This is a genomic window from Synechocystis sp. FACHB-908, assembly GCF_014698595.1.
Lineage (GTDB): Bacteria > Cyanobacteriota > Cyanobacteriia > Cyanobacteriales > Microcystaceae > Synechocystis.
On record NZ_JACJTH010000006.1, the window covers coordinates 140,189 to 159,871 of the forward strand.

At 48.1% G+C, this 19,683-nt stretch carries 14 protein-coding genes and 1 tRNA gene; 5 read left to right on the forward strand and 10 right to left on the reverse strand.

The features are described 5' to 3' along the window. Nucleotides 1–129: 129 nt before the first annotated feature. The 4 genes from H6G46_RS01425 to H6G46_RS01440 form a co-directional block, all read right to left on the reverse strand. Nucleotides 130–1,017: a fructosamine kinase family protein gene (locus H6G46_RS01425; RefSeq protein WP_010874184.1), complete on the reverse strand. Its 888-nt coding sequence runs from the start codon at nt 1,015–1,017 to the stop codon at nt 130–132. A 30-nt stretch (nt 1,018–1,047) separates the two neighbouring features. Next, entirely contained in the window at nt 1,048–1,377 is a 330-nt protein-coding gene (gene grxC, locus H6G46_RS01430; RefSeq protein ID WP_010874183.1) for a glutaredoxin 3, read from the reverse strand. A 77-nt stretch (nt 1,378–1,454) separates the two neighbouring features. After that, the gene (locus H6G46_RS01435; RefSeq protein ID WP_010874182.1) at nt 1,455–2,660 is read right to left on the reverse strand and encodes an ATP phosphoribosyltransferase regulatory subunit; all 1,206 of its coding nucleotides are present in this window, start codon (nt 2,658–2,660) and stop codon (nt 1,455–1,457) included. Between the two features lie 126 nt (nt 2,661–2,786). Next, nucleotides 2,787–3,659: a shikimate dehydrogenase gene (locus H6G46_RS01440; protein WP_010874181.1), complete on the reverse strand. Its 873-nt coding sequence runs from the start codon at nt 3,657–3,659 to the stop codon at nt 2,787–2,789. 51 nt (nt 3,660–3,710) lie between these two features. Here H6G46_RS01440 and H6G46_RS01445 point away from each other — a divergent pair. The 3 genes from H6G46_RS01445 (at nt 3,711) to H6G46_RS01455 (ending at nt 7,810) form a co-directional block, all read left to right on the forward strand. After that, nucleotides 3,711–3,784, forward strand: a tRNA-Val gene (locus H6G46_RS01445). Between the two features lie 154 nt (nt 3,785–3,938). Continuing rightward, on the forward strand, nt 3,939–5,132 hold the full coding sequence (gene lhgO, locus H6G46_RS01450; protein WP_010874180.1) for an L-2-hydroxyglutarate oxidase: 1,194 nt from the start codon (nt 3,939–3,941) through the stop codon (nt 5,130–5,132). A gap of 146 nt (nt 5,133–5,278) precedes the next feature. Beyond that, on the forward strand, nt 5,279–7,810 hold the full coding sequence (locus H6G46_RS01455) for a mannose-1-phosphate guanyltransferase (protein ID WP_190595402.1): 2,532 nt from the start codon (nt 5,279–5,281) through the stop codon (nt 7,808–7,810). A 99-nt stretch (nt 7,811–7,909) separates the two neighbouring features. Here H6G46_RS01455 and H6G46_RS01460 read toward each other — a convergent pair whose 3' ends face one another. Then, nucleotides 7,910–9,019, reverse strand: coding sequence for a helix-turn-helix domain-containing protein (locus H6G46_RS01460; protein ID WP_010874178.1), 1,110 nt, complete (start codon nt 9,017–9,019; stop codon nt 7,910–7,912). Between the two features lie 170 nt (nt 9,020–9,189). Between H6G46_RS01460 and carA the strand changes: the two genes are divergently transcribed. Beyond that, nucleotides 9,190–10,344: a glutamine-hydrolyzing carbamoyl-phosphate synthase small subunit gene (carA, locus tag H6G46_RS01465; protein ID WP_010874177.1), complete on the forward strand. Its 1,155-nt coding sequence runs from the start codon at nt 9,190–9,192 to the stop codon at nt 10,342–10,344. 152 nt (nt 10,345–10,496) lie between these two features. On the opposite strand, the gene H6G46_RS01470 is transcribed toward carA, so the two are convergent. Beyond that, on the reverse strand, nt 10,497–11,498 hold the full coding sequence (locus H6G46_RS01470) for a 2-hydroxyacid dehydrogenase (protein WP_010874176.1): 1,002 nt from the start codon (nt 11,496–11,498) through the stop codon (nt 10,497–10,499). A gap of 715 nt (nt 11,499–12,213) precedes the next feature. Between H6G46_RS01470 and gltB the strand changes: the two genes are divergently transcribed. Continuing rightward, nucleotides 12,214–16,884, forward strand: a complete 4,671-nt coding sequence (gene gltB / locus H6G46_RS01475) for a glutamate synthase large subunit (RefSeq protein WP_010874175.1) — start codon at nt 12,214–12,216, stop codon at nt 16,882–16,884. Nucleotides 16,885–17,043: 159 nt separating this feature from the next. On the opposite strand, the gene H6G46_RS01480 is transcribed toward gltB, so the two are convergent. From H6G46_RS01480 to H6G46_RS01495, 4 genes are all read right to left on the reverse strand, one after another. Then, on the reverse strand, nt 17,044–17,202 hold the full coding sequence (locus H6G46_RS01480) for a hypothetical protein (protein WP_020861938.1): 159 nt from the start codon (nt 17,200–17,202) through the stop codon (nt 17,044–17,046). A 141-nt stretch (nt 17,203–17,343) separates the two neighbouring features. Next, nucleotides 17,344–17,880: a hypothetical protein gene (locus H6G46_RS01485; RefSeq protein WP_010874174.1), complete on the reverse strand. Its 537-nt coding sequence runs from the start codon at nt 17,878–17,880 to the stop codon at nt 17,344–17,346. After that, nucleotides 17,873–18,394, reverse strand: a complete 522-nt coding sequence (locus tag H6G46_RS01490; RefSeq protein ID WP_010874173.1) for a hypothetical protein — start codon at nt 18,392–18,394, stop codon at nt 17,873–17,875. The genes H6G46_RS01485 and H6G46_RS01490 overlap by 8 nt, the downstream gene beginning before the upstream one ends. A 328-nt stretch (nt 18,395–18,722) precedes the next feature. Beyond that, nucleotides 18,723–19,550: a hypothetical protein gene (locus tag H6G46_RS01495; RefSeq protein WP_010874172.1), complete on the reverse strand. Its 828-nt coding sequence runs from the start codon at nt 19,548–19,550 to the stop codon at nt 18,723–18,725. Between the last annotated feature and the right edge of the window lie 133 nt (nt 19,551–19,683).

Genomic DNA, 19,683 nt, shown 5'->3' on the forward strand with positions numbered 1-19,683 from the left:
TCTGGCTGGGCAACTAGCTTGCGTTGGAATTACCAGCAACGGGAAGATATGGCATAGGAACCCACGCTAATTATAGGATTAATCTAAAATCCGAACAATAACATGTAGAAAAAGTCAACAATTCTTCAATTAAATCCTTAAGCATTGTTTAAGCATTTGCTGGGCTTGCTGTTGATAACCACCCCCAAACAAATTGAAGTGGTTGAGAATGTGGTACAGATTGTAGAGAATTTTCCGTTGTTGATAACCAGGTTCCGCGGGACTGATGCTATGGTAACCCTGGTAAAAAGCCGCCGGAAATCCCCCAAATAATTCCGTCATAGCCAGATCCACTTCCCCATCGCCGTAGTAGGTGGCCGGGTCGAGGATGACTGGTTCCCCTGTGGTTAAAATTGCGCCATTGCCAGACCACAGATCCCCATGGACTAAAGCTGGTGTCGGTTGGCGATCGCCTAACAGCTGCTTCACTTTGGGAACTACTACGGCGGGATCGGGAAAGTTCCCTGCCCGTCGTCGAGCAAGGGCCAGTTGATAGCCAAGGCGATGCTCCGCAAAAAAGTCGGCCCAACTATCGGTCCAGGGATTGGGCTGGGGAGTGGCTCCAATGGTGTTATCAGTCTGCCAACCAAATTGGGCACTGCCCCCGGCTTGATGCAATGCCGCCAAATTTTGTCCCATGCGGTACCAACTGTCATGGTTACCCCGGCCAAACTCGAGCCATTCCAACACCAGATAACTATGGCCAGCGGAACTGCCGTGGCAAATGGGACGGGGAACCCGAATGGTTTGGGTGGCCGCCATGGCTTCTAACCCGAGGGCTTCCGCTTGAAACATCTGCCACTGCTGGGCTTGATTAAGTTTGACAAAATATTTTTGCTCCCCATCCACCAGGCAATAGCCCTGATTAATACAACCACCACTCACCGATCGCCGTTCCTGAATACGGAAGGGTTGACCAGTGGTCTGACTGATTTGTTGGGCAATGGTTTGCCAGGGGGCTGGGGAATTCACGGGCACAGGGGAAAACAGGACAGGGACAAATAATACCTAGGCTGGGTTAGGAGGAGTGGCCAACAGGGGGTCTAACTGGCCGCGGCTGTCCAGGCCATACAGTTGGTCACAGCCACCAATGCCCTGGTCATTGACAAAAATTTGGGGCACAGTGCGTCTTCCTTCTGCCCTTGCCGCCATGGCCTGTCTGGCTTGGTCATCGCCGTCAATTTTGTACTCGATAAACTTAACTCCCTTCCACCACAGTAAAAGTTTCGCCCGGATGCAAAAAGGGCAAGTTTGCCAAGTATATATTTCCACTTTGGCTTTGATCCCATCCGCTTGGCGGCCACTGAGGAGGGGAAGCCAGTTGAACAAATTAGCCATGACATCACCTGGAAATTGGAACTGGAAATTTTACCTGGGAACTGCAACGGGGTTGTCTTTGTCCTTTCCCTTCAGCATTACAGATCAACCGGGCCATCGGCCCCAACCCAGACAATTTGTCCCACAGCCATGGCTTGGGCATAGGTATTTAACTCCTCCGGCGATCGCCCCCCTAGGTCCAATTCTACCCGGCGATCGGGATGCTGGCGGCGCAACTGTTGGGCATGGCGAAAGGTTGCTCCTTCGGCGGTGTCATCCACTGGACAAACTAGATAATCGATGGGGGCGGTACTGGTGGGTAAAGTCCCCAATTCAAGCAAACATTGGTGTAGCTCCTCAATGTTCAAAGAAAATCCCGTACCAGGAAAAGACTGCTGTTGGGGATGATATTGGCTGAGCAGTTGGTCATAACGCCCCCCCTGGCCCAACACATAACAGTTATCGGCCTGGCGACTCACCGCTTGGAAAACCATGCCAGTGTAGTAATCAAACGGCTGGAGCCAACTCAAGTCCAATACCAGATTAGCGGGCCCATCTCCACTGGCCGCCACTAGGCACAACAACGCCTGCAGGCGATCGACCAGACCCAGACATTCCCCCTGTAAATCTAACTTGCCCAGTCTGGCCAAAACTTCCTCCACTGTGCCCCGCAGGTCAAACAGTTGCAAAGCAAGATTTTTAGCTTCATTGTCAGGATAGGGGAGTTGGGAAAGTTCTACATAGTCCAAACGGGTGATGCAATCCCGCACAGTGGCTTGGAGAGTGGGGGGTAATTTGGCCAATAGGCTTCTGGTCAGACCGGCATCACCCAAAATCAATTGCCAATCGCTTAAACCCAATTGGGTCAGGCAATCCGTCAACAGTAGGAGAATTTCTGCATCGGCCCGGACGCCCCCAGCAAAGAGCAATTCTATGCCCGCTTGGAAAAACTCCATTTGCTTACCGTGGTAGCCCTCCGGAGGATTACGAAAGACGTTGGCCCGGTAACACAATCTTTGGGGCTGATTGTCAGTCATGCGGGTCACGACTGCCCGGGCAATGGATGCGGTTAATTCTGGCCGTAACCCCAACCGTCCCTCGCCACTGTCTTGGAGTTGAATCACGTTATTAGCCGAAATTGCCCCACCGGCCACTAGGGTATCCAGCCATTCCAGGGTGGAGGTAACAATGCGCTGATAGCCCCAACGATGAAAGGTTTGTTGCAATTGGTCATTAATGCGAGCTTTCTGGGCGACTTCCAGGGGCAATAAATCCCTAGCCCCAGCGGGGGGATGGTGAATCATGACGGCTTTGTTTCGGCAGGGGCAAGTTTAAACATTCTCAATATAATGTTTTCCCGCAACCCCAAGGAACATTTCTCCGGTTTTCCTTGGTGGGCAGAATTATCCAAAACCCTTACCAATGGGTCATCAGGCAGATTTTTCTAAGTGATGGAGTAGGGCTTGGCGCATAACGTCCACCGGCACTTCCTGTTGTAGCCAAATTTTCAAGGCGGCGGCTCCCTGTTGCACTAGCATTTCTGCTCCATCAATGGTCACTAGACCCCGCTCCTGAGCATGTTGTAAAAACCTGGTGGGGCGGGGAGTATAAATCAAATCATAGGCGATCGCCGTTGGCGGTAGTTTTTCCACAAGGGATTGATCCAGGGGGGATTGCTTAGGGTGGGGAGCCATGCCCACGGGGGTGCTGTTAATCAATAAACTTGCTTTGGGGATCACGGTAGATAGAGCTTCCCAGGGTAGAACTTGCAGAGCTTGCTTAATTTTGGGGTCCGTCCAACTGTTGGCGAACTGAGCTAATTTTTCTTGACTGCGACCCACCACAATAATTTCTGGACAACCCAATTGGGTTAAACCCACCACCACGGCCCGCGCGGCTCCACCATAGCCGAGAATCACCGCCGTCCTCCCTGACCAATCTTGCTTTAACTCCAACAAGGGAGCCAAAAAACCCTCAACATCCGTATTGGTTCCCTGCCAGCCATGGCCATCCCGCCAGAGAGTATTCACGGCCCCCACTTGCCGAGCGGTTTCGGTTATCTGGGTCAACAATGGCATCACCACTTGCTTATGGGGAATGGTCACGCTTAATCCCTGGACTCCACTGGCTCCTAACCCTGCTATGGCGATGGTTAAATCCTCTGGAGCAATGGGAAAGGCAACATATGCATAATCACTGGCCATGGCCTGGAGCGCCGCATTATGCATCACAGGGGATAAGGAATGACCAACAGGATAACCGATCACACCAAGGAGCTTAGTTTTACCGGTGATGGAAGGCATGGGGAGCAATTGTTAATTTAAATGGAGCCATGCTATATTACTAAATTGCTAGGACGTATAGCTCAGTTGGTTAGAGTACATCGTTGACATCGATGGGGTCACTGGTTCGAATCCAGTTACGTCCATAAACTTGTTCCCCGAAAATCCCTTTGTGGTTAAAGGAAAAATTTCGTCCAGAGGATTTGCGGCCAACGGCGGGAATTTGTGATCATCTCCCACAGGGCGGCATTGTACAGCTACGATAATTAGCTGGTAATTTTTCCAAGGAGTGGGGCAAAAATGGCTTCCTATGACATCACAATTATCGGCGGTGGCATTGTCGGTTTGGCCACGGGGTTATTTATTGGTCGCCGCTTTCCCCAATACAAATTGTTGATTTTAGAAAAAGAAGCGGACCCAGCCCACCATCAAACGGGGCACAATAGCGGTGTCATTCACTCTGGTATTTACTACAAACCTGGCAGCTTTAAGGCCCAGTTCACTAAAGCTGGTAACCAGAGCATGGTGGAATTTTGCCAAGAGCACGCCTTACCCTACGAGGTTTGTGGCAAAGTCATTGTAGCTACTAAACCTGAGGAATTACCGTTATTAGAAAATTTATTTAACCGGGGTCAAGCCAATGGCTTAAAAGTTAAAAAACTTAGTGCAGAACAAGTTAAGGAATACGAACCCCATGTGCAATGTTTGGGAGGAATTCATGTATTCACCTCTGGCATTGTTAATTACAAACTGGTTTGTCAAAAATATGCGGAACTAATTCAGGTCCAGGGAGGGGAAATTAAGTTTAACCATCGAGTCAATGGCATTGTTACCCAGGCTAACGGACATAGTTTGATCACTAACCAGGGGAATTTTTTTAGTCGTTTTCTGATCAATTGTGGTGGTCTCCAGAGCGATCGCCTGGCCAAAATGGCGGGCATTAACCCCGATGCTAAAATTGTGCCTTTTCGGGGAGAATATTATGAGTTGAAGCCAGAGAAAAGATATTTAGTCAAAGGTTTAATTTACCCGGTACCTAATCCGGCTTTTCCCTTTTTAGGGGTGCATTTCACCCGCATGATTGATGGCAGTATCCACGCTGGCCCCAATGCGGTGCTGAGTTTGAAACGGGAAGGTTATCGCAAAACGGATTTTGATTGGGGAGATTTTACCGAAGTGATGGCCTATGCTGGCTTTTGGAAGTTGGTGGGTAAACATTGGCAAGAAGGCTTACAGGAAGTTATTCGCTCCTTTAGTAAGGCGGCCTTTGTGCGGAGTTTACAGGAATTAATTCCGGAAGTGACAGCGGACGATATTCTTCCCAATCCAGCGGGGGTGAGGGCCCAGGCTTTGAAAAATGATGGGGCTTTGGTGGAGGATTTTCTGATTGTCCCCGGTCCTAATTCTCTCCAGGTGCTCAATGCTCCTTCCCCAGCGGCCACCGCTTCCTTAGAAATTGGCCAGGCGATCGCCGCCCAGGTACCAGCGCTGTAAAAGACTGGGGTCAATTATTTAAATCGATGGTCCCAAAATAGGGAGGAACGGAGGATTCCTTGGCCACAGGGAGATCGTCCCCCCACCAGTCATAGTCAATGGTTTACCTTAAGATGGGAACAGAAATTCGTCACTGAGGTAAAGGAATGCGAGCTGTGTTGATGGCAGGGGGGGCAGGCACCCGTTTGAGACCCCTGACTTGCGATCTGCCCAAGCCCATGGTGCCCATTGTTAATCAACCGATCGCCGCCCATATTATCCATTTGCTCCGTCGCCATAACATTACTGAGGTGGTGGCCACCCTCCACTACCTCCCTGATGCCATGCGGGACTATTTCCTTGATGGCAGTGAATTTGGTGTTCAGATGACCTATGCAGTGGAGGACGAGCATCCCCTCGGTACGGCGGGTTGTGTAAAGAACATTGAAGAGTTATTGGATGATACTTTTTTGGTAATTAGTGGGGATAGCATCACCGATTTTAATCTCACCCAGGCGATCGCCTTCCACAAACAAAAACAAGCCAAGGCGACCCTGATTTTGACCAAGGTTCCCAACCCCCTGGAATTTGGCGTGGTCATCACCGACGAAAACCAACGGGTGCAAAGATTTTTAGAAAAGCCCTCCACCAGTGAAGTTTTTTCCGACACCGTCAACACGGGCACCTATATCCTCGAACCGGAAGTTTTGGCCTATCTGCCCCCCAAGGAAGAAATGGATTTTTCCAAGGATTTATTTCCCCTCCTGCTGGAAAATGACGAACCCATGTATGGTTTTGTCGCCGATGGTTACTGGTGCGATGTCGGTAATTTGGACGCCTATCGGGAAGCCCAATACGATGCCCTAGAAAAAAAAGTCACGCTGGAATTGGGTAACCTACCCCGGCACTCGGACATTTGGATCGGGGAAAACACCACCATTGACCCCACTGCTATTCTCACTCCCCCTCTGGCGATCGGGGATAACTGCAACATCGGTTCAGGAACTAAATTGGAAGCGGGCACCATCATTGGCGATAACGTCACCATTGGCGCTGGAGCAGAATTAAAGCGAGCCATTGTTTGGAATGGCGTACTCATTGGTGATGAAGCCTATCTAGCTGCCTGTGTAGTGGGGCGGGGCTGTCGCATAGAAAGACGGGTACAGGTCCTGGAAGGGGCAGTCATTGGTCCCCTATCCATCATTGGCGAAGAAGCCCAAATCAACTCAAATGTTAAAGTTTGGCCCAGTAAACGGGTGGAACCGGGAGCCATTCTCAACATTAATTTAATTTGGGGCAGCACCGGCCACCGCAACCTATTCGGACAGAGAGGTGTTTCCGGCATTGTCAACATTGATATGACGCCGGAGTTTGCTGTCAAATTGGGGGCTGCCTACGGTTCTTCCCTCAGGCCCGGAGCAGAAATTGTCGTTTCCCGCGATCAACGCAATGTCTCCCGCATGGTCACCCGTTCCCTCATTGCTGGCCTGATGTCGGTGGGGGTAAATATTCAAAACCTGGAAGCCACAGCGATCCCCATTGCTCGCACCATGACTCCGAAGTTAAAAGTGGCCGGCGGCATCCATGTGCGTATCCATCCCGATCGCCCAGATTACCTACTGATTGAATTTCTGGATAGCCAGGGTATCAATATTTCCAAAAAAACCGAAAAAAAAATTGAAGGAGCCTATTTCAAGGAAGATTTACGGCGGGTAAGCATTCCCCAAATTGGCGACATGTCCTATCCGGCCCAGGTGTTGGAAACCTATTGCCACACCTTTGAAAAACTCCTAGACATGGACATCATCAACAACGATGGGGCCAAAATTGTTATTGACTACGCCTATGGAGTGTCTGGGGCCATTCTGCCCCTACTGTTGACCAAATTCGGCTGCGACGCAGTGGTGCTCAATGCCAGTCTACGACAAACCGCCGTTTCCAATGAAGAAAAAGAAGTCTTACTTAGTCAATTGGGACAAGTGGTATCGGCCCTACAGGCCAATTTGGGGGTGCAGGTTTCCGCTAGTGGCGAACAACTCACCCTGGTGGACGAAGGGGGCCTACCCATCCGGGGGGAACTGCTAACAGCTTTGATGGTGCATATGGTGTTAACTGCTTCTCCCAGGGGAACCATTGTGGTGCCAGTACAGGCTTCCAGTGCGGTGGAGCATTTGGCCCGTCGCCATGGGGGTAAAGTTTTGAGAACCAAGGCTAACCCCACTGCATTGATGGCCGCCGCCCAATCGAGCCATAACGTGGTTTTGGGCGGTAGTGGAGAAACTGGCTTTATTTTTCCTCGCCTCCACCCAGGCTTTGATGCCATGTTTTGCATTGCCAAAGTAATGGAAATGCTGACTGTCCAAAAACGCACCCTGGGGGAAATTCGCTCAGAATTGCCGACGGTTTACCATAACAGTTGTAGTGTCCGTTGTTCTTGGAAAATTAAAGGGGCCCTGATGCGCCATTTGGTGGAAATTCATCGGGATCAACATATTGAACTGGTAGACGGGGTTAAAATGACTTTTCCCCATGGAGACAACTGGGTATTGATTTTGCCCGATGCGGGGGAGCCCCTGGTCCACATCTATGCCAACAGTGAAGACCGCCATTGGGTAGATGAGAAATTACGTTACTACCAAGCCCAGGTCTTGAATTTTATTAGTGACGCCCAGGAGGAGTCCTACCAACATTTTTCCTGATGTTTGGGGGTTGCCTAGTCCTTTGGGCCAAACGCCTGTAGCAATCAAGCTGTCAACGCTGTTAGCAGTAGGTCGAAAGTTTTAACTTCAACGGCTTAGTTAAAGGGAATAAACCTGGCCGCCGAGGAACACCCTGGTAATCCCCTTGGATTTGAGTGCCTGGGCGGTTTTTTGGACAATGCTAGCGTCGGGCAGACGAATTACCTTTTGGGTTTTGAGGGAAAAGCGCCGGGCCACCCGATGGTTATCAAAAACAGGTAGGGTTTTTGCCTGGACTTCTTCGGGGGGTAAGGCCCCATCAAGACTAAATTCCTTCAGGGGACGGACAATCAATTCCCCCCTTCTGTCCACCACTAGGTAGCAGTTTTTGGGCATAGAAGCTTCTATTAGGGGCAAAATTGAAACTAGCTCTGCGGTGTTTGCTAGGGTTTGTTTGGTGGCCACTGGGGTGGGAATATAATCCTCTTCCCCTTGGTCTTCGTCGAAATCGTCTAATTCATCTTCAAACTCATCATCATCGTCTTCGTCGTCAAGGTCATCGATATCTTCGCCATCCAGTAAACCCAAGTCCTCGTCTATGTCCTTGACAATTTCATCTAGGGCGGAAGATTTAATTGAAACAATCTGGGGGCGTCGCCCCATGGGGGCATCGGGCGGTACTTCAGTTTTTGCCACTGACATGGTGGTTGGGATATCACCAAATCCTGTTGGATCGGGCTGGGCTAGGGAGGGGATGGCGATCGCCGGCGGATCAATGGTTTTTTCCGCATCGGTAAACTCCCCAGGCTCTGGGGCAACGGGGCTGGCGGTGACTCGACGACGGGAACGCACCCTTCTGCCCTGGCCACTAGCATTAGTTTCATTAGTCTCTCTGTCTTGATGATTCGGCCCAGCAACAGGGGCCACCTCCGCCACGGCATCCCCAGGGAGATTGGTTTCTGCCACTTCCAACTTTTTCCTAGATGGCTTGGGCAACGGCAACGTCAACTGGGCATCATTTTTAATTCCCTTACTGCCCCTTTTTTCCTGCACTAAGGTTTCATATTCCCCACTGGCGATCGCCGTTTTTAAGAGACGACTGACGGTGGAAATGCTCACCCCAAAACGTTCCGCCAGGGTGGTGGTGGTGGCGGGGGTTTGCCGGTAGAGGTCCACCAACTCTTGTTTATCGGTGTCGGTCAGCTTAGCAGGACTCATGGCAGTAACCATCAGGACAATTTGACATTAGTGGAACAGACGACAGGGGCGAATCTGCTAATATGTGGTTGATTCGGCGGCGGCCGGGCAAAGGAGCACAGCCTTGGATAAGACTCCAAGGACTTAACTTTTTCCCACTACGGCCGAATGGTCCTATTCCAGCTACCTTGCAATATATCATTATGCCAATTGCTGCGGCGAAACCGGCCCTTCTTGTCCTTGCGGATGGCACCCCTTATCCCGGTTGGTCCTTCGGGGCCGATGGTACCACAGTGGGAGAGGTGGTATTCAACACGGGTATGACCGGCTACCAGGAAGTGATGACCGACCCCAGTTATTGCGGCCAAATTGTCACGTTTACCTATCCTGAGTTGGGCAACACCGGAGTCAATGCAGAGGACGAGGAATCTATCCATCCCCATGTAAAGGGGGTAGTGGCCCGCAACATCACCCGCCGCCCCAGCAATTGGCGATCGACCCAATCCCTACCGGACTATTTGGTAGAACATAAAATCATCGGCATTTACGGCATCGACACTAGGGCCCTGACTCGCAAGTTGCGTTCCATCGGTGCCATGAACGGCGGCATCTCTACGGAAATCTTGGAACCGGAAGCCCTGTTGCACCACATCCAAGCAGCTCCTTCCATGGCCGGGTTAAATTTGGTTAAGGAAGTGACCACCCATGAAGTTTACGAATGGACTGATTCCACCAATGACCATTGGCAGTTTGGGCCAGTGGCAGAACAACAGGGACAACCGCCCCTCACCGTGGTGGCGCTGGACTTTGGCGTTAAGCGTAATATCCTGCGTCGCTTAGCTAGTTACGGTTGTCGTGTGATTGTGGTACCTGCTAGCACCTCCGCTGCTGAAATTCTCCAGTACAACCCCGATGGCATTTTCCTTTCCAATGGCCCTGGTGATCCCTCCGCTGTTGAAGAAGGTATTGTCACCACCAAAGAGTTATTGGCGGCTAAAAAGCCCATGTTTGGCATTTGCATGGGGCATCAAGTGTTGGGGTTATCCCTGGGAGCGGAGACCTTTAAGCTCAAATTTGGTCATCGAGGGCTCAATCAACCCTGTGGCCTGGAGCAACAGGTGGAAATTACCAGCCAGAACCATGGTTTTGCGGTGACGGAAGGTTCCCTGGCCGAAGAAGTGGAAATTACCCATTTCAACCTCAACGATAAAACGGTGGCGGGGCTACGCCATAAAGAATTGCCCTTTTTCTCGGTGCAGTACCACCCGGAGGCCAGCCCTGGACCCCATGATGCCGATTATCTGTTCGAGAAGTTCGTCAAGTTGATGCGACAACAAAAGGCAGAAGTCGCCGGTTAGTAAAACCTAGTAACAGCTACGATTTATCGTACTATCGATCACCAAGGTAGTGCCGTTAATACTATCGTTGCTTCATTTTTAGGAAAAATATCTGGTAATAAAAGGCTAAAAAATTTAACGTTATCTTTAGTTAACATTGATATTTTCTAACCTTAATGGGGACAGATTACTTGGTAAGTTAAAGGTTTATTCTGCTCAAATTCAGCAATATTTGCCAGTGTCGTTGCGGCAATGGTTTGCAGAGCGTTGTGGGTAAAGAATCCCTGATGAGCTGTGATCATTACATTGGGAAAAGATTGTAGCAATTGAAAGGTATCATCTTGAATGATAGTATCAGAATGGTCAGTAAAAAATAGCTCTTCCTCTTCTTCGTAAACATCAATGCCTAAAAAGCCAATTTTATGGGATTTAATCCCCTGAATAACCGCTTGGGTATCAATTAAATGACCTCGACTTGTGTTGATTAACATAACCCCTGGCTTCATTTGGGCAATGGTATTAGTGTTAATTAGATAATGGGTTTCCGGCAGTAGGGGACAGTGGAGAGAAATAATATCAGAATGAGCTAAAAGTTCATTTAAAGATACATAGAGGGCTTGGCCAATGGCAGTAAATTTATCGTTAGGAAAGGCATCGTAGCCCAATAAATGGCAGCCAAAACCATTCATAATTTGAGCAAAAGCTAGACCAATTTTGCCAGTACCAATCACTCCGACGGTGGTGCCATGGAGATCAAAACCAAGTAACCCTTCTAGGGAAAAATTATCGTCCCTAACGCGGTTATAGGCTCGATATAACTTTCTATTTAGAGCCAGAATTAACCCCACAGTATGTTCTGCGACTGCATGGGGAGAATAGGATGGTACATGGACTACTTTTAGCCCCAGATCTGCGGCTGTTTTGAGGTCAACATTATTATAGCCCGCACTGCGCAGAGCGATTAATTTTGTGCCCTGGGCAGCTAACTTTTCTAGCACCGGGGCAGGAGCTTGGTCATTAACGAAGAGGCAAATAACGGGGCAATCCTCCGCTAAAATAGCGGTATCAAGGTTGAGTTGGGCATCAAAAAAGACCATTTCCCGTTGATGGGGGTGGTTTGCTTGTTGGAAAAATTGACGATCATAGGCTTTACTGCTAAAAAAAGCGATTTTCATGACGATTATGGGAAGTAGTTTAGAACGTGTTTGGAAAGTTTTATTCCGCCCCCTAAATCCCCCAATAATGGGGTACTTTCACCCAGCTTCACCCCAAATTTGGGGGCCAGGGGGGCTTGTTAAACAGGCTCTTAGAGCACTATTTAGTCAAGGGTATTTTTTCCAATCTTAAAAGAAATTTTCTGATTCTTCCTGCATTTGTATTATTTAATACTCCCCTAGCTCTGGCGATTGCCGTAGCGGTAGATATTGACTCACACTGGGGCAACTGTAGGGTTTGGCCTCCAACTCCTGTGTTTGGCTGTGATGCATTTTCAGCTTCCCTTTAGCTAGCCCTTTCTTTCCTAAACCTTGGGATACTGCACCACACAATATCCATCTCAAGAATGACCGATGGGGTCAGAAGACCACACTCTGCCACCGGTCAGCGTTGGGTAGTTCGCCCCATCTTCCTTCGTTCTCAGTAGTACCATCAGGCTGGGCAATTTTGTTGGCCATGGTGCAGAAAAATGGTTAATCTGGGTTTTCGGTGAGCGATAATGTGAAGAATAGTTACAAGCAAAATCGCTCAGGTTAATTTCGTCTCCCTCCCCAAATTTGGCGATCGCCCCCATGAAGCGGTTAAAGGCGAACGAACCACTGCCTAGGCTAACTGGTAAAATTAACCACCGCCCCCAGGCTGAGGGGCCCTTTGGGGTCTCCCATTGCTGTCCAGATGTCCTTCCAATATCCGTTGCTAGCTCCTATGACAAACTCCTCTGTTGCCACCAATTCTAACCAACCATTCCTTGGTCAACCTTGGTTAGTGGAAGAACGAGATGCCTGTGGTGTGGGTTTTATTGCCAATCTCCGGGGTAAGCCGGACCATACCCTGGTGGAGCAGGCCCTAAAGGCTCTGGGGTGTATGGAACATCGGGGGGGATGCAGTGCCGATAACGATTCAGGGGACGGGGCCGGGGTGATGACCGCCATTCCTCGGGAACTACTGGCCCAGTGGTTTAACACCCGCAATTTGCCCATGCCCGATGGCGATCGCCTGGGGGTGGGAATGGTATTTTTACCCCAGGAACCCTCCGCTAGGGAAGTGGCCCGGGCCTACGTAGAAGAAGTGGTACGGCTGGAAAAATTAACAGTGTTAGGGTGGCGGGAAGTGCCCGTTAATTCTGATGTGCTGGGCATTCAAGCCAAAAATAATCAGCCCCACATTGAACAAATTTTAGTTACTTGTCCCGAAGGTTGTGCCGGAGATGAATTAGATCGGCGATTGTACATTGCCCGCTCCATCATTGGTAAAAAATTAGCGGAAGATTTCTACGTTTGTTCCTTTTCCTGTCGCACCATTGTCTATAAAGGCATGGTCCGGAGCATTATTCTGGGGGAATTTTATTTAGATTTAAAAAATCCTGGATATACCAGTAATTTCGCCGTTTACCACCGTCGTTTCAGCACCAATACCATGCCCAAATGGCCCCTGGCTCAACCCATGCGGCTATTGGGTCATAACGGGGAAATTAATACCCTTTTAGGCAATATTAATTGGATGGCGGCCAGGGAAAAAGAATTGGAAGTGTCGGGCTGGACAAAGGCGGAGTTAGAAGCATTAACTCCTATTGTTAACCAAGCCAACAGTGATTCCTATAACCTTGATAGTGCCCTGGAATTGTTGGTGCGTACTGGCCGCAGTCCCCTAGAAGCGGCGATGATTTTAGTGCCGGAAGCTTATAAAAATCAGCCAGCTTTAAAAGATTACCCGGAAATTAGTGATTTCCATGACTACTACAGCGGTTTACAGGAACCCTGGGATGGCCCCGCTTTATTAGTATTTAGTGACGGCAAAATTGTTGGCGCTGGGCTAGACCGGAATGGTTTACGGCCCGCCCGTTATTGCATTACCAAAGATGACTATATTGTCTTGGGTTCCGAAGCGGGAGTCGTGGATTTACCGGAAGTAGATATTGTTGAAAAAGGTCGCCTAGCACCGGGGCAAATGATTGCGGTGGATTTGGCTGAGCAAAAAATTCTCAAAAACTATCAAATTAAACAGCAGGCGGCCCAAAAATATCCCTATGGGGAATGGATAAAAATCCAGCGTCAAACGGTAGCTTCTGATAGCTTTGCTGAAAAAACTTTATTCAATGACGCTCAAACTGTACTGCAACAACAGGCAGCTTTTGGCTACACCGCTGAAGATGTGGAAATGGTAGTGGTACCCATGGCCAGCCAAGGTAAGGAACCAACTTTTTGCATGGGGGACGATACGCCCTTAGCTGTACTATCCCATAAACCCCGCTTACTGTACGACTATTTCAAACAGCGCTTTGCCCAGGTGACCAATCCCCCCATTGATCCTCTGCGGGAAAATTTGGTCATGTCCCTAGCTATGTTTTTAGGCAAACGGGGCAATTTGTTAGAGCCTAAAGCGGAATCCGCGCGGACGATTAAACTCCGATCGCCATTGGTCAATGAAGTAGAGTTACAGGCCATTAAAACTGGACAGTTGCAGGTGGCAGAAGTTTCTACCCTTTACGATCTAGATGGGGTGAATAGTCTGGAAACCGCCTTAGATAATTTAGTTAAAACGGCGATCGCCACTGTGCAAGCCGGGGCAGAAATCTTGGTTTTAACTGATCGTCCTAACGGCGCAATATTGACTGAGAATCAAAGTTTTATTCCCCCCTTGTTGGCAGTGGGAGCAGTACATCACCATCTAATTCGGGCCGGGCTAAGGCTAAAAGCGTCCCTAATTGTGGACACCGCCCAGTGTTGGAGTACCCATCATTTTGCCTGCTTGGTAGGCTATGGTGCTTCGGCCATTTGTCCCTACCTAGCGTTGGAATCCGTGCGGCAATGGTGGTTAGATGAAAAGACCCAAAAGCTGATGGAAAATGGGCGCTTGGATCGGATTGACTTACCCACGGCGCTGAAGAATTATCGCCAATCCGTGGAAGCAGGATTATTTAAAATTCTCTCCAAAATGGGCATTTCCCTGCTGGCTTCCTACCACGGTGCCCAAATCTTCGAGGCGATCGGTTTAGGGGCGGAATTGGTGGAATATGCCTTTGCTGGAACTACCAGTCGGGTGGGCGGTTTGACCATCGCTGATGTGGCCGGGGAAGTAATGGTTTTCCATGGCATGGCCTTCCCGGAAATGGCTAAGAAGTTAGAGAACTTTGGCTTTGTCAACTACCGTCCCGGCGGAGAATATCACATGAACTCGCCGGAGATGTCCAAGTCTCTCCATAAGGCAGTGGCAGCCTACAAAGTGGGCGGTAATGGTAACAATGGGGAAGCCTATGACCATTACGAGTTGTACCGTCAATATCTCAAAGACCGTCCTGTCACTGCCCTGCGGGATTTGCTCGATTTCAATGCAGACCAACCGGCCATTTCCTTAGAAGAAGTGGAATCGGTGGAAAGTATTGTCAAGCGCTTCTGTACTGGCGGTATGTCCCTCGGTGCGTTGTCCCGGGAAGCCCATGAAACCTTGGCGATCGCCATGAATCGTTTAGGAGCTAAATCCAATTCCGGGGAAGGGGGAGAAGATGTAGTACGTTACCTCACTCTAGATGATGTGGATAGCGAAGGAAATTCCCCCACCTTGCCCCATCTCCACGGCCTGCAAAATGGAGACACGGCCAACTCCGCCATTAAGCAAATTGCCTCCGGTCGTTTTGGGGTTACCCCGGAATATTTGATGAGTGGCAAACAGTTGGAAATTAAAATGGCCCAGGGTGCTAAACCTGGGGAAGGGGGGCAGTTACCAGGCAAAAAAGTCAGTGAATATATTGCCATGTTGCGCCGTTCTAAACCCGGTGTAACCCTCATTTCTCCGCCGCCCCACCATGACATTTACTCCATCGAAGATTTAGCCCAATTAATTTACGATCTCCATCAAATCAATCCCGAAGCCCAGGTATCGGTGAAATTGGTGGCGGAAATTGGTATTGGTACGATCGCCGCTGGGGTTGCTAAGGCCAATGCGGATATTATCCAAATTTCTGGCCATGACGGTGGTACAGGGGCATCACCTTTAAGCTCCATTAAACACGCTGGTTCTCCCTGGGAGCTTGGTGTTACGGAAGTGCATCGGGTGTTAATGGAAAACCAACTGCGCGATCGGGTTTTGCTGCGGGCTGATGGTGGTCTGAAAACCGGTTGGGACGTAGTGATGGCCGCCCTTATGGGAGCGGAGGAGTATGGCTTTGGCTCCATTGCCATGATTGCCGAAGGTTGCATTATGGCCCGGGTTTGCCACACTAATAATTGTCCCGTCGGGGTTGCCACCCAGCAAGAACGGTTACGGCAACGCTTTAAAGGAGTGCCGGGGCAGGTGGTTAATTTCTTCTATTTCATTGCCGAGGAAGTGCGCTCCCTGTTGGCCCATTTAGGTTATCGCAGTTTGGACGACATCATTGGCCGCACTGATCTACTCAAAGTTCGCTCCGATGTCCAGTTGAGCAAAACCCAGAATCTGACCTTAGATTGTCTGTTAAATTTGCCCGACACGAAGCAAAACCGGCAATGGTTAAATCACGAACCAGTCCACAGCAACGGCCCAGTGTTGGACGACGACATTTTGGCCGACCCTGACATCCAAGAAGCCATTAACCATCAAACCACTGCGACCAAAACCTATCGGCTGGTCAATACCGACCGCACTGTGGGCACCCGTCTCTCCGGGGCGATCGCCAAAAAGTATGGCAACAATGGTTTTGAAGGTAACATTACCCTCAACTTCCAAGGCGCCGCTGGTCAGAGTTTTGGTGCCTTTAACCTGGATGGCATGACCCTACATCTGCAAGGGGAAGCCAACGACTATGTGGGCAAAGGCATGAATGGGGGTGAAATTGTCATCGTGCCCCATCCCCAGGCGAGCTTTGCACCGGAAGACAATGTAATTATTGGTAACACCTGTCTCTATGGAGCGACGGGGGGCAACCTTTATGCCAACGGCCGGGCGGGGGAACGCTTTGCAGTGCGTAACTCCGTGGGTAAAGCCGTGATTGAAGGAGCTGGCGATCACTGTTGTGAATATATGACCGGTGGCGTGATTGTCGTCCTTGGCCCTGTGGGTCGGAACGTTGGTGCTGGCATGACTGGTGGTTTGGCTTACTTCCTCGATGAAGTAGGGGATTTACCAGAAAAAATCAACCCGGAAATCATCACCTTGCAAAGGATCACAGCTTCTAAAGGGGAGGAACAATTGAAATCCTTGATTACTGCCCACGTTGAACACACAGGTAGCCCAAAAGGCAAGGCAATTCTGGCTAACTGGTCCGATTATCTCGGCAAATTCTGGCAGGCCGTTCCTCCTTCCGAAAAAGACTCTCCTGAAGCCAATGGGGATGTCAGCTTAACCGGGGAGAAGACACTGACCTCTGTCTAGTTAATCGTTCCGCTCAAATAAGGGGAGGAAATCTTTTCTTCCCCCATTGAGGGCATCGATTCTGACAATCATCCCTTCTCTTTCTAAGTCTTTAAGTTTACGAAAAATCAGGGTGCGGTATGCTCGCGGAGAGGGCAAAGAAACGTGTAGTTGATATCGTCATGCTTCCGCTTTGAATCCAACTTTACCGATAGGTCCCGTTGATCCATCAGGGGTAATCCAATGGCAAAATTGGGAATCTTGCCGCACAAACTGCCCTCCGGTACTTTTGGTGTCGTACCACTGATCTTGCCAAATGCCGTTGACGAGTAAGCCCATAATGTCCCTGCGGTGAAGATTGCCTTTGTCTCATTATGAAAGTTCCCGCTTGCTTTGGCTAATGCAACTGGCGATCGGTAACTGTTGTTCCGGAATTATTTACTCAATAACGGACAAATAAAATCTAATTACTACTTGCCTTTAGGTGCGAGAAGATATCAATAGTTGCTCAATAGATTCTGCTAAATCGTACAAAGAACTATAATCAAAATTTCTACCTAATTTAGGTTCCCAGTAACGGCCATGGGCCAACCAATTTCGATAATCAAAAGCAGTTATTACTTCTGAAATAAAACTTTTATATTCTGGACAAATTTCTTTCCATAATCTTAGAATATCTCTTTCTAAAGAAGCACGAACACCTTTGCTTTTGTAAATATTTCGCATTTTTCTAGACAAAGGATCCTTTTTTTTCTTGTAACATCGTGTCAAATAATCAACACGAAGTAATGCTTCTAAGGCAGATAAAATCGAAAGCGAAACTGCTTTATCTAATTCCTGTAATCTTAATTTTAATTCTCCTTCAACTTCATTTCTGGTATAACCATTAAACCTCAAAGTATATGCAGGATTTTTGGGGCTAAAGAAAAGTCTTAATGCTTTTTCACTATCACCATAATAATCAGCAATATTTAACAGAGACAAGTTCTCACTAGAAAACGATACTTTTTTAAGCATTGACGACTTCCATTAAAGCTTGAAAAAAAGTTTCCTCCGTAATTTCTAAATAACTTACTTTAGGAGGGCGAGAGGCAATTTTCCATAGCCATTGAGTTTGGGGCGTAAAGTGTCCCAGAAAGAAAGTGCTTGGTTCATCAAAATCTTTCGGAACCAATAAAAACCGAACACTACCCAGATCAGAAATTAAATCAATACGGCCTTGACAACCAACAATAAATCGACCAACTGGCTTAAAAATTAGTCTTTTTTTTCCTATTTTTAATATTAATTGTTTAACTTCATATTCTCCAAAGTGATCTTCTTGTAGCTGAAGTGTTTTCCATTCTTCACCTATTTTGCCTTGTTCTAGATAGCCATGAATATATTCTTGAACAAGCTCATAAAATTCATCAATTTTAGCAAGCCATTTTTGTTTATCTTCCTCATAGTCAATGGCTAAGGATTCATTATTTTCAGATTCTTGTTCTGATAGAAAATCTTCAAACCGCTTTAGATATTGTTTTTTAGACATTGACTTATATCCCCAATTAAAAATCTTAAGAAGATGATTTGTGAGTTAAATCTTCTATCTTTGGTAGAAAAATCACTCCTTAGGATAGGTTTATTCACTGTAAACCACCAAACATTTATTGCTAACATTATAGACCACGTTGGCGATCACCTAACCAATGCTCGTAGATATCGGACTAAAGGGACAGAAATAGATCGCCTATCAAACAAATTAACACTGAGCGCTTCGTCAGTAATAATGATTTTTTGAATGAGTAAGGTATCTAAAATTTTAATCGTTGAATAATTCATTCCAACCTTTCAGCATTTAAGTTTGGTTTGCGCTTGAGCTAGTCATATTTTTGAAGTAGATGCTTCGTCCAAGTCGAGTCCAGATTCTTCAAACGCTTCTTGCTGATTCCATTCCAGTTCCAAATGGATTTGTATTCTGCGTGGAGTAGAAACCTAGACAGTTGCCACGCAAAGAAGAACCGAAACAGTCCGTTTAAACGAAGCGCTTCTCGGAAAAGTCTAGATCTATTTCTTGAACCTGTCTGCTTCTTAGCTTCTGCGGCACTCTCAATATCTTGTGGCGGCAAATCTTCAAGCCTGACTGCCTCGGCCCACAATAGATCGAGAAGAATCAAGCATCGGCGCCGCAAACCATTATGGTAGATTAACCAGTGCTGCAACTCTCTCCGCACCTCCTTATGACTTTCAGATATTCCGGGATCAAAATGCCTATCTTGATAACTTGAATCGAGAAGCTTTCGTAGAGGGAGACTATGACGGAGTAAACTAGTTCCAAATATTGGATATGCGTCAGATACATCCAATTGTCCTTGAAGAATTCTCATCGAAACGTCTCCCAGTATTCCAGACACGACACGAATACTTTCCAAAGCCCAAATAGTCGGTGCGTCAGATCTCACTTCCTTCAATAGATCGCAAAGCTCCCTTAGCTCCTTCTGATTAAGCACTTGGTAGTATTCATCAAGTTCTCGTCCAACAAATATTATCCGTCCCCAGTAATCCTTAGAATTGTGCCAGCGTTTCCAGTACTCTGACACTAATGCCAGGCGAGTTTGGCGGTTTTGTGAGGTCAAGATGCCGATTTGGGCAATCCCGACCACGACTAGTAGTCCTGTAGCAATTGCAGTGATTGTCGCGTTGTCCATTTAAAATTGGGATAGTTAGAAAATTTGAGCCAGACTTAAGGACTACACAGAAAATCTTCAGTCTCCCCAATACAGTGATTGTGTCTATGCTTTGGAGAAGCTTTGTTTCAAGACGAAATAAAATCCTTTCCTG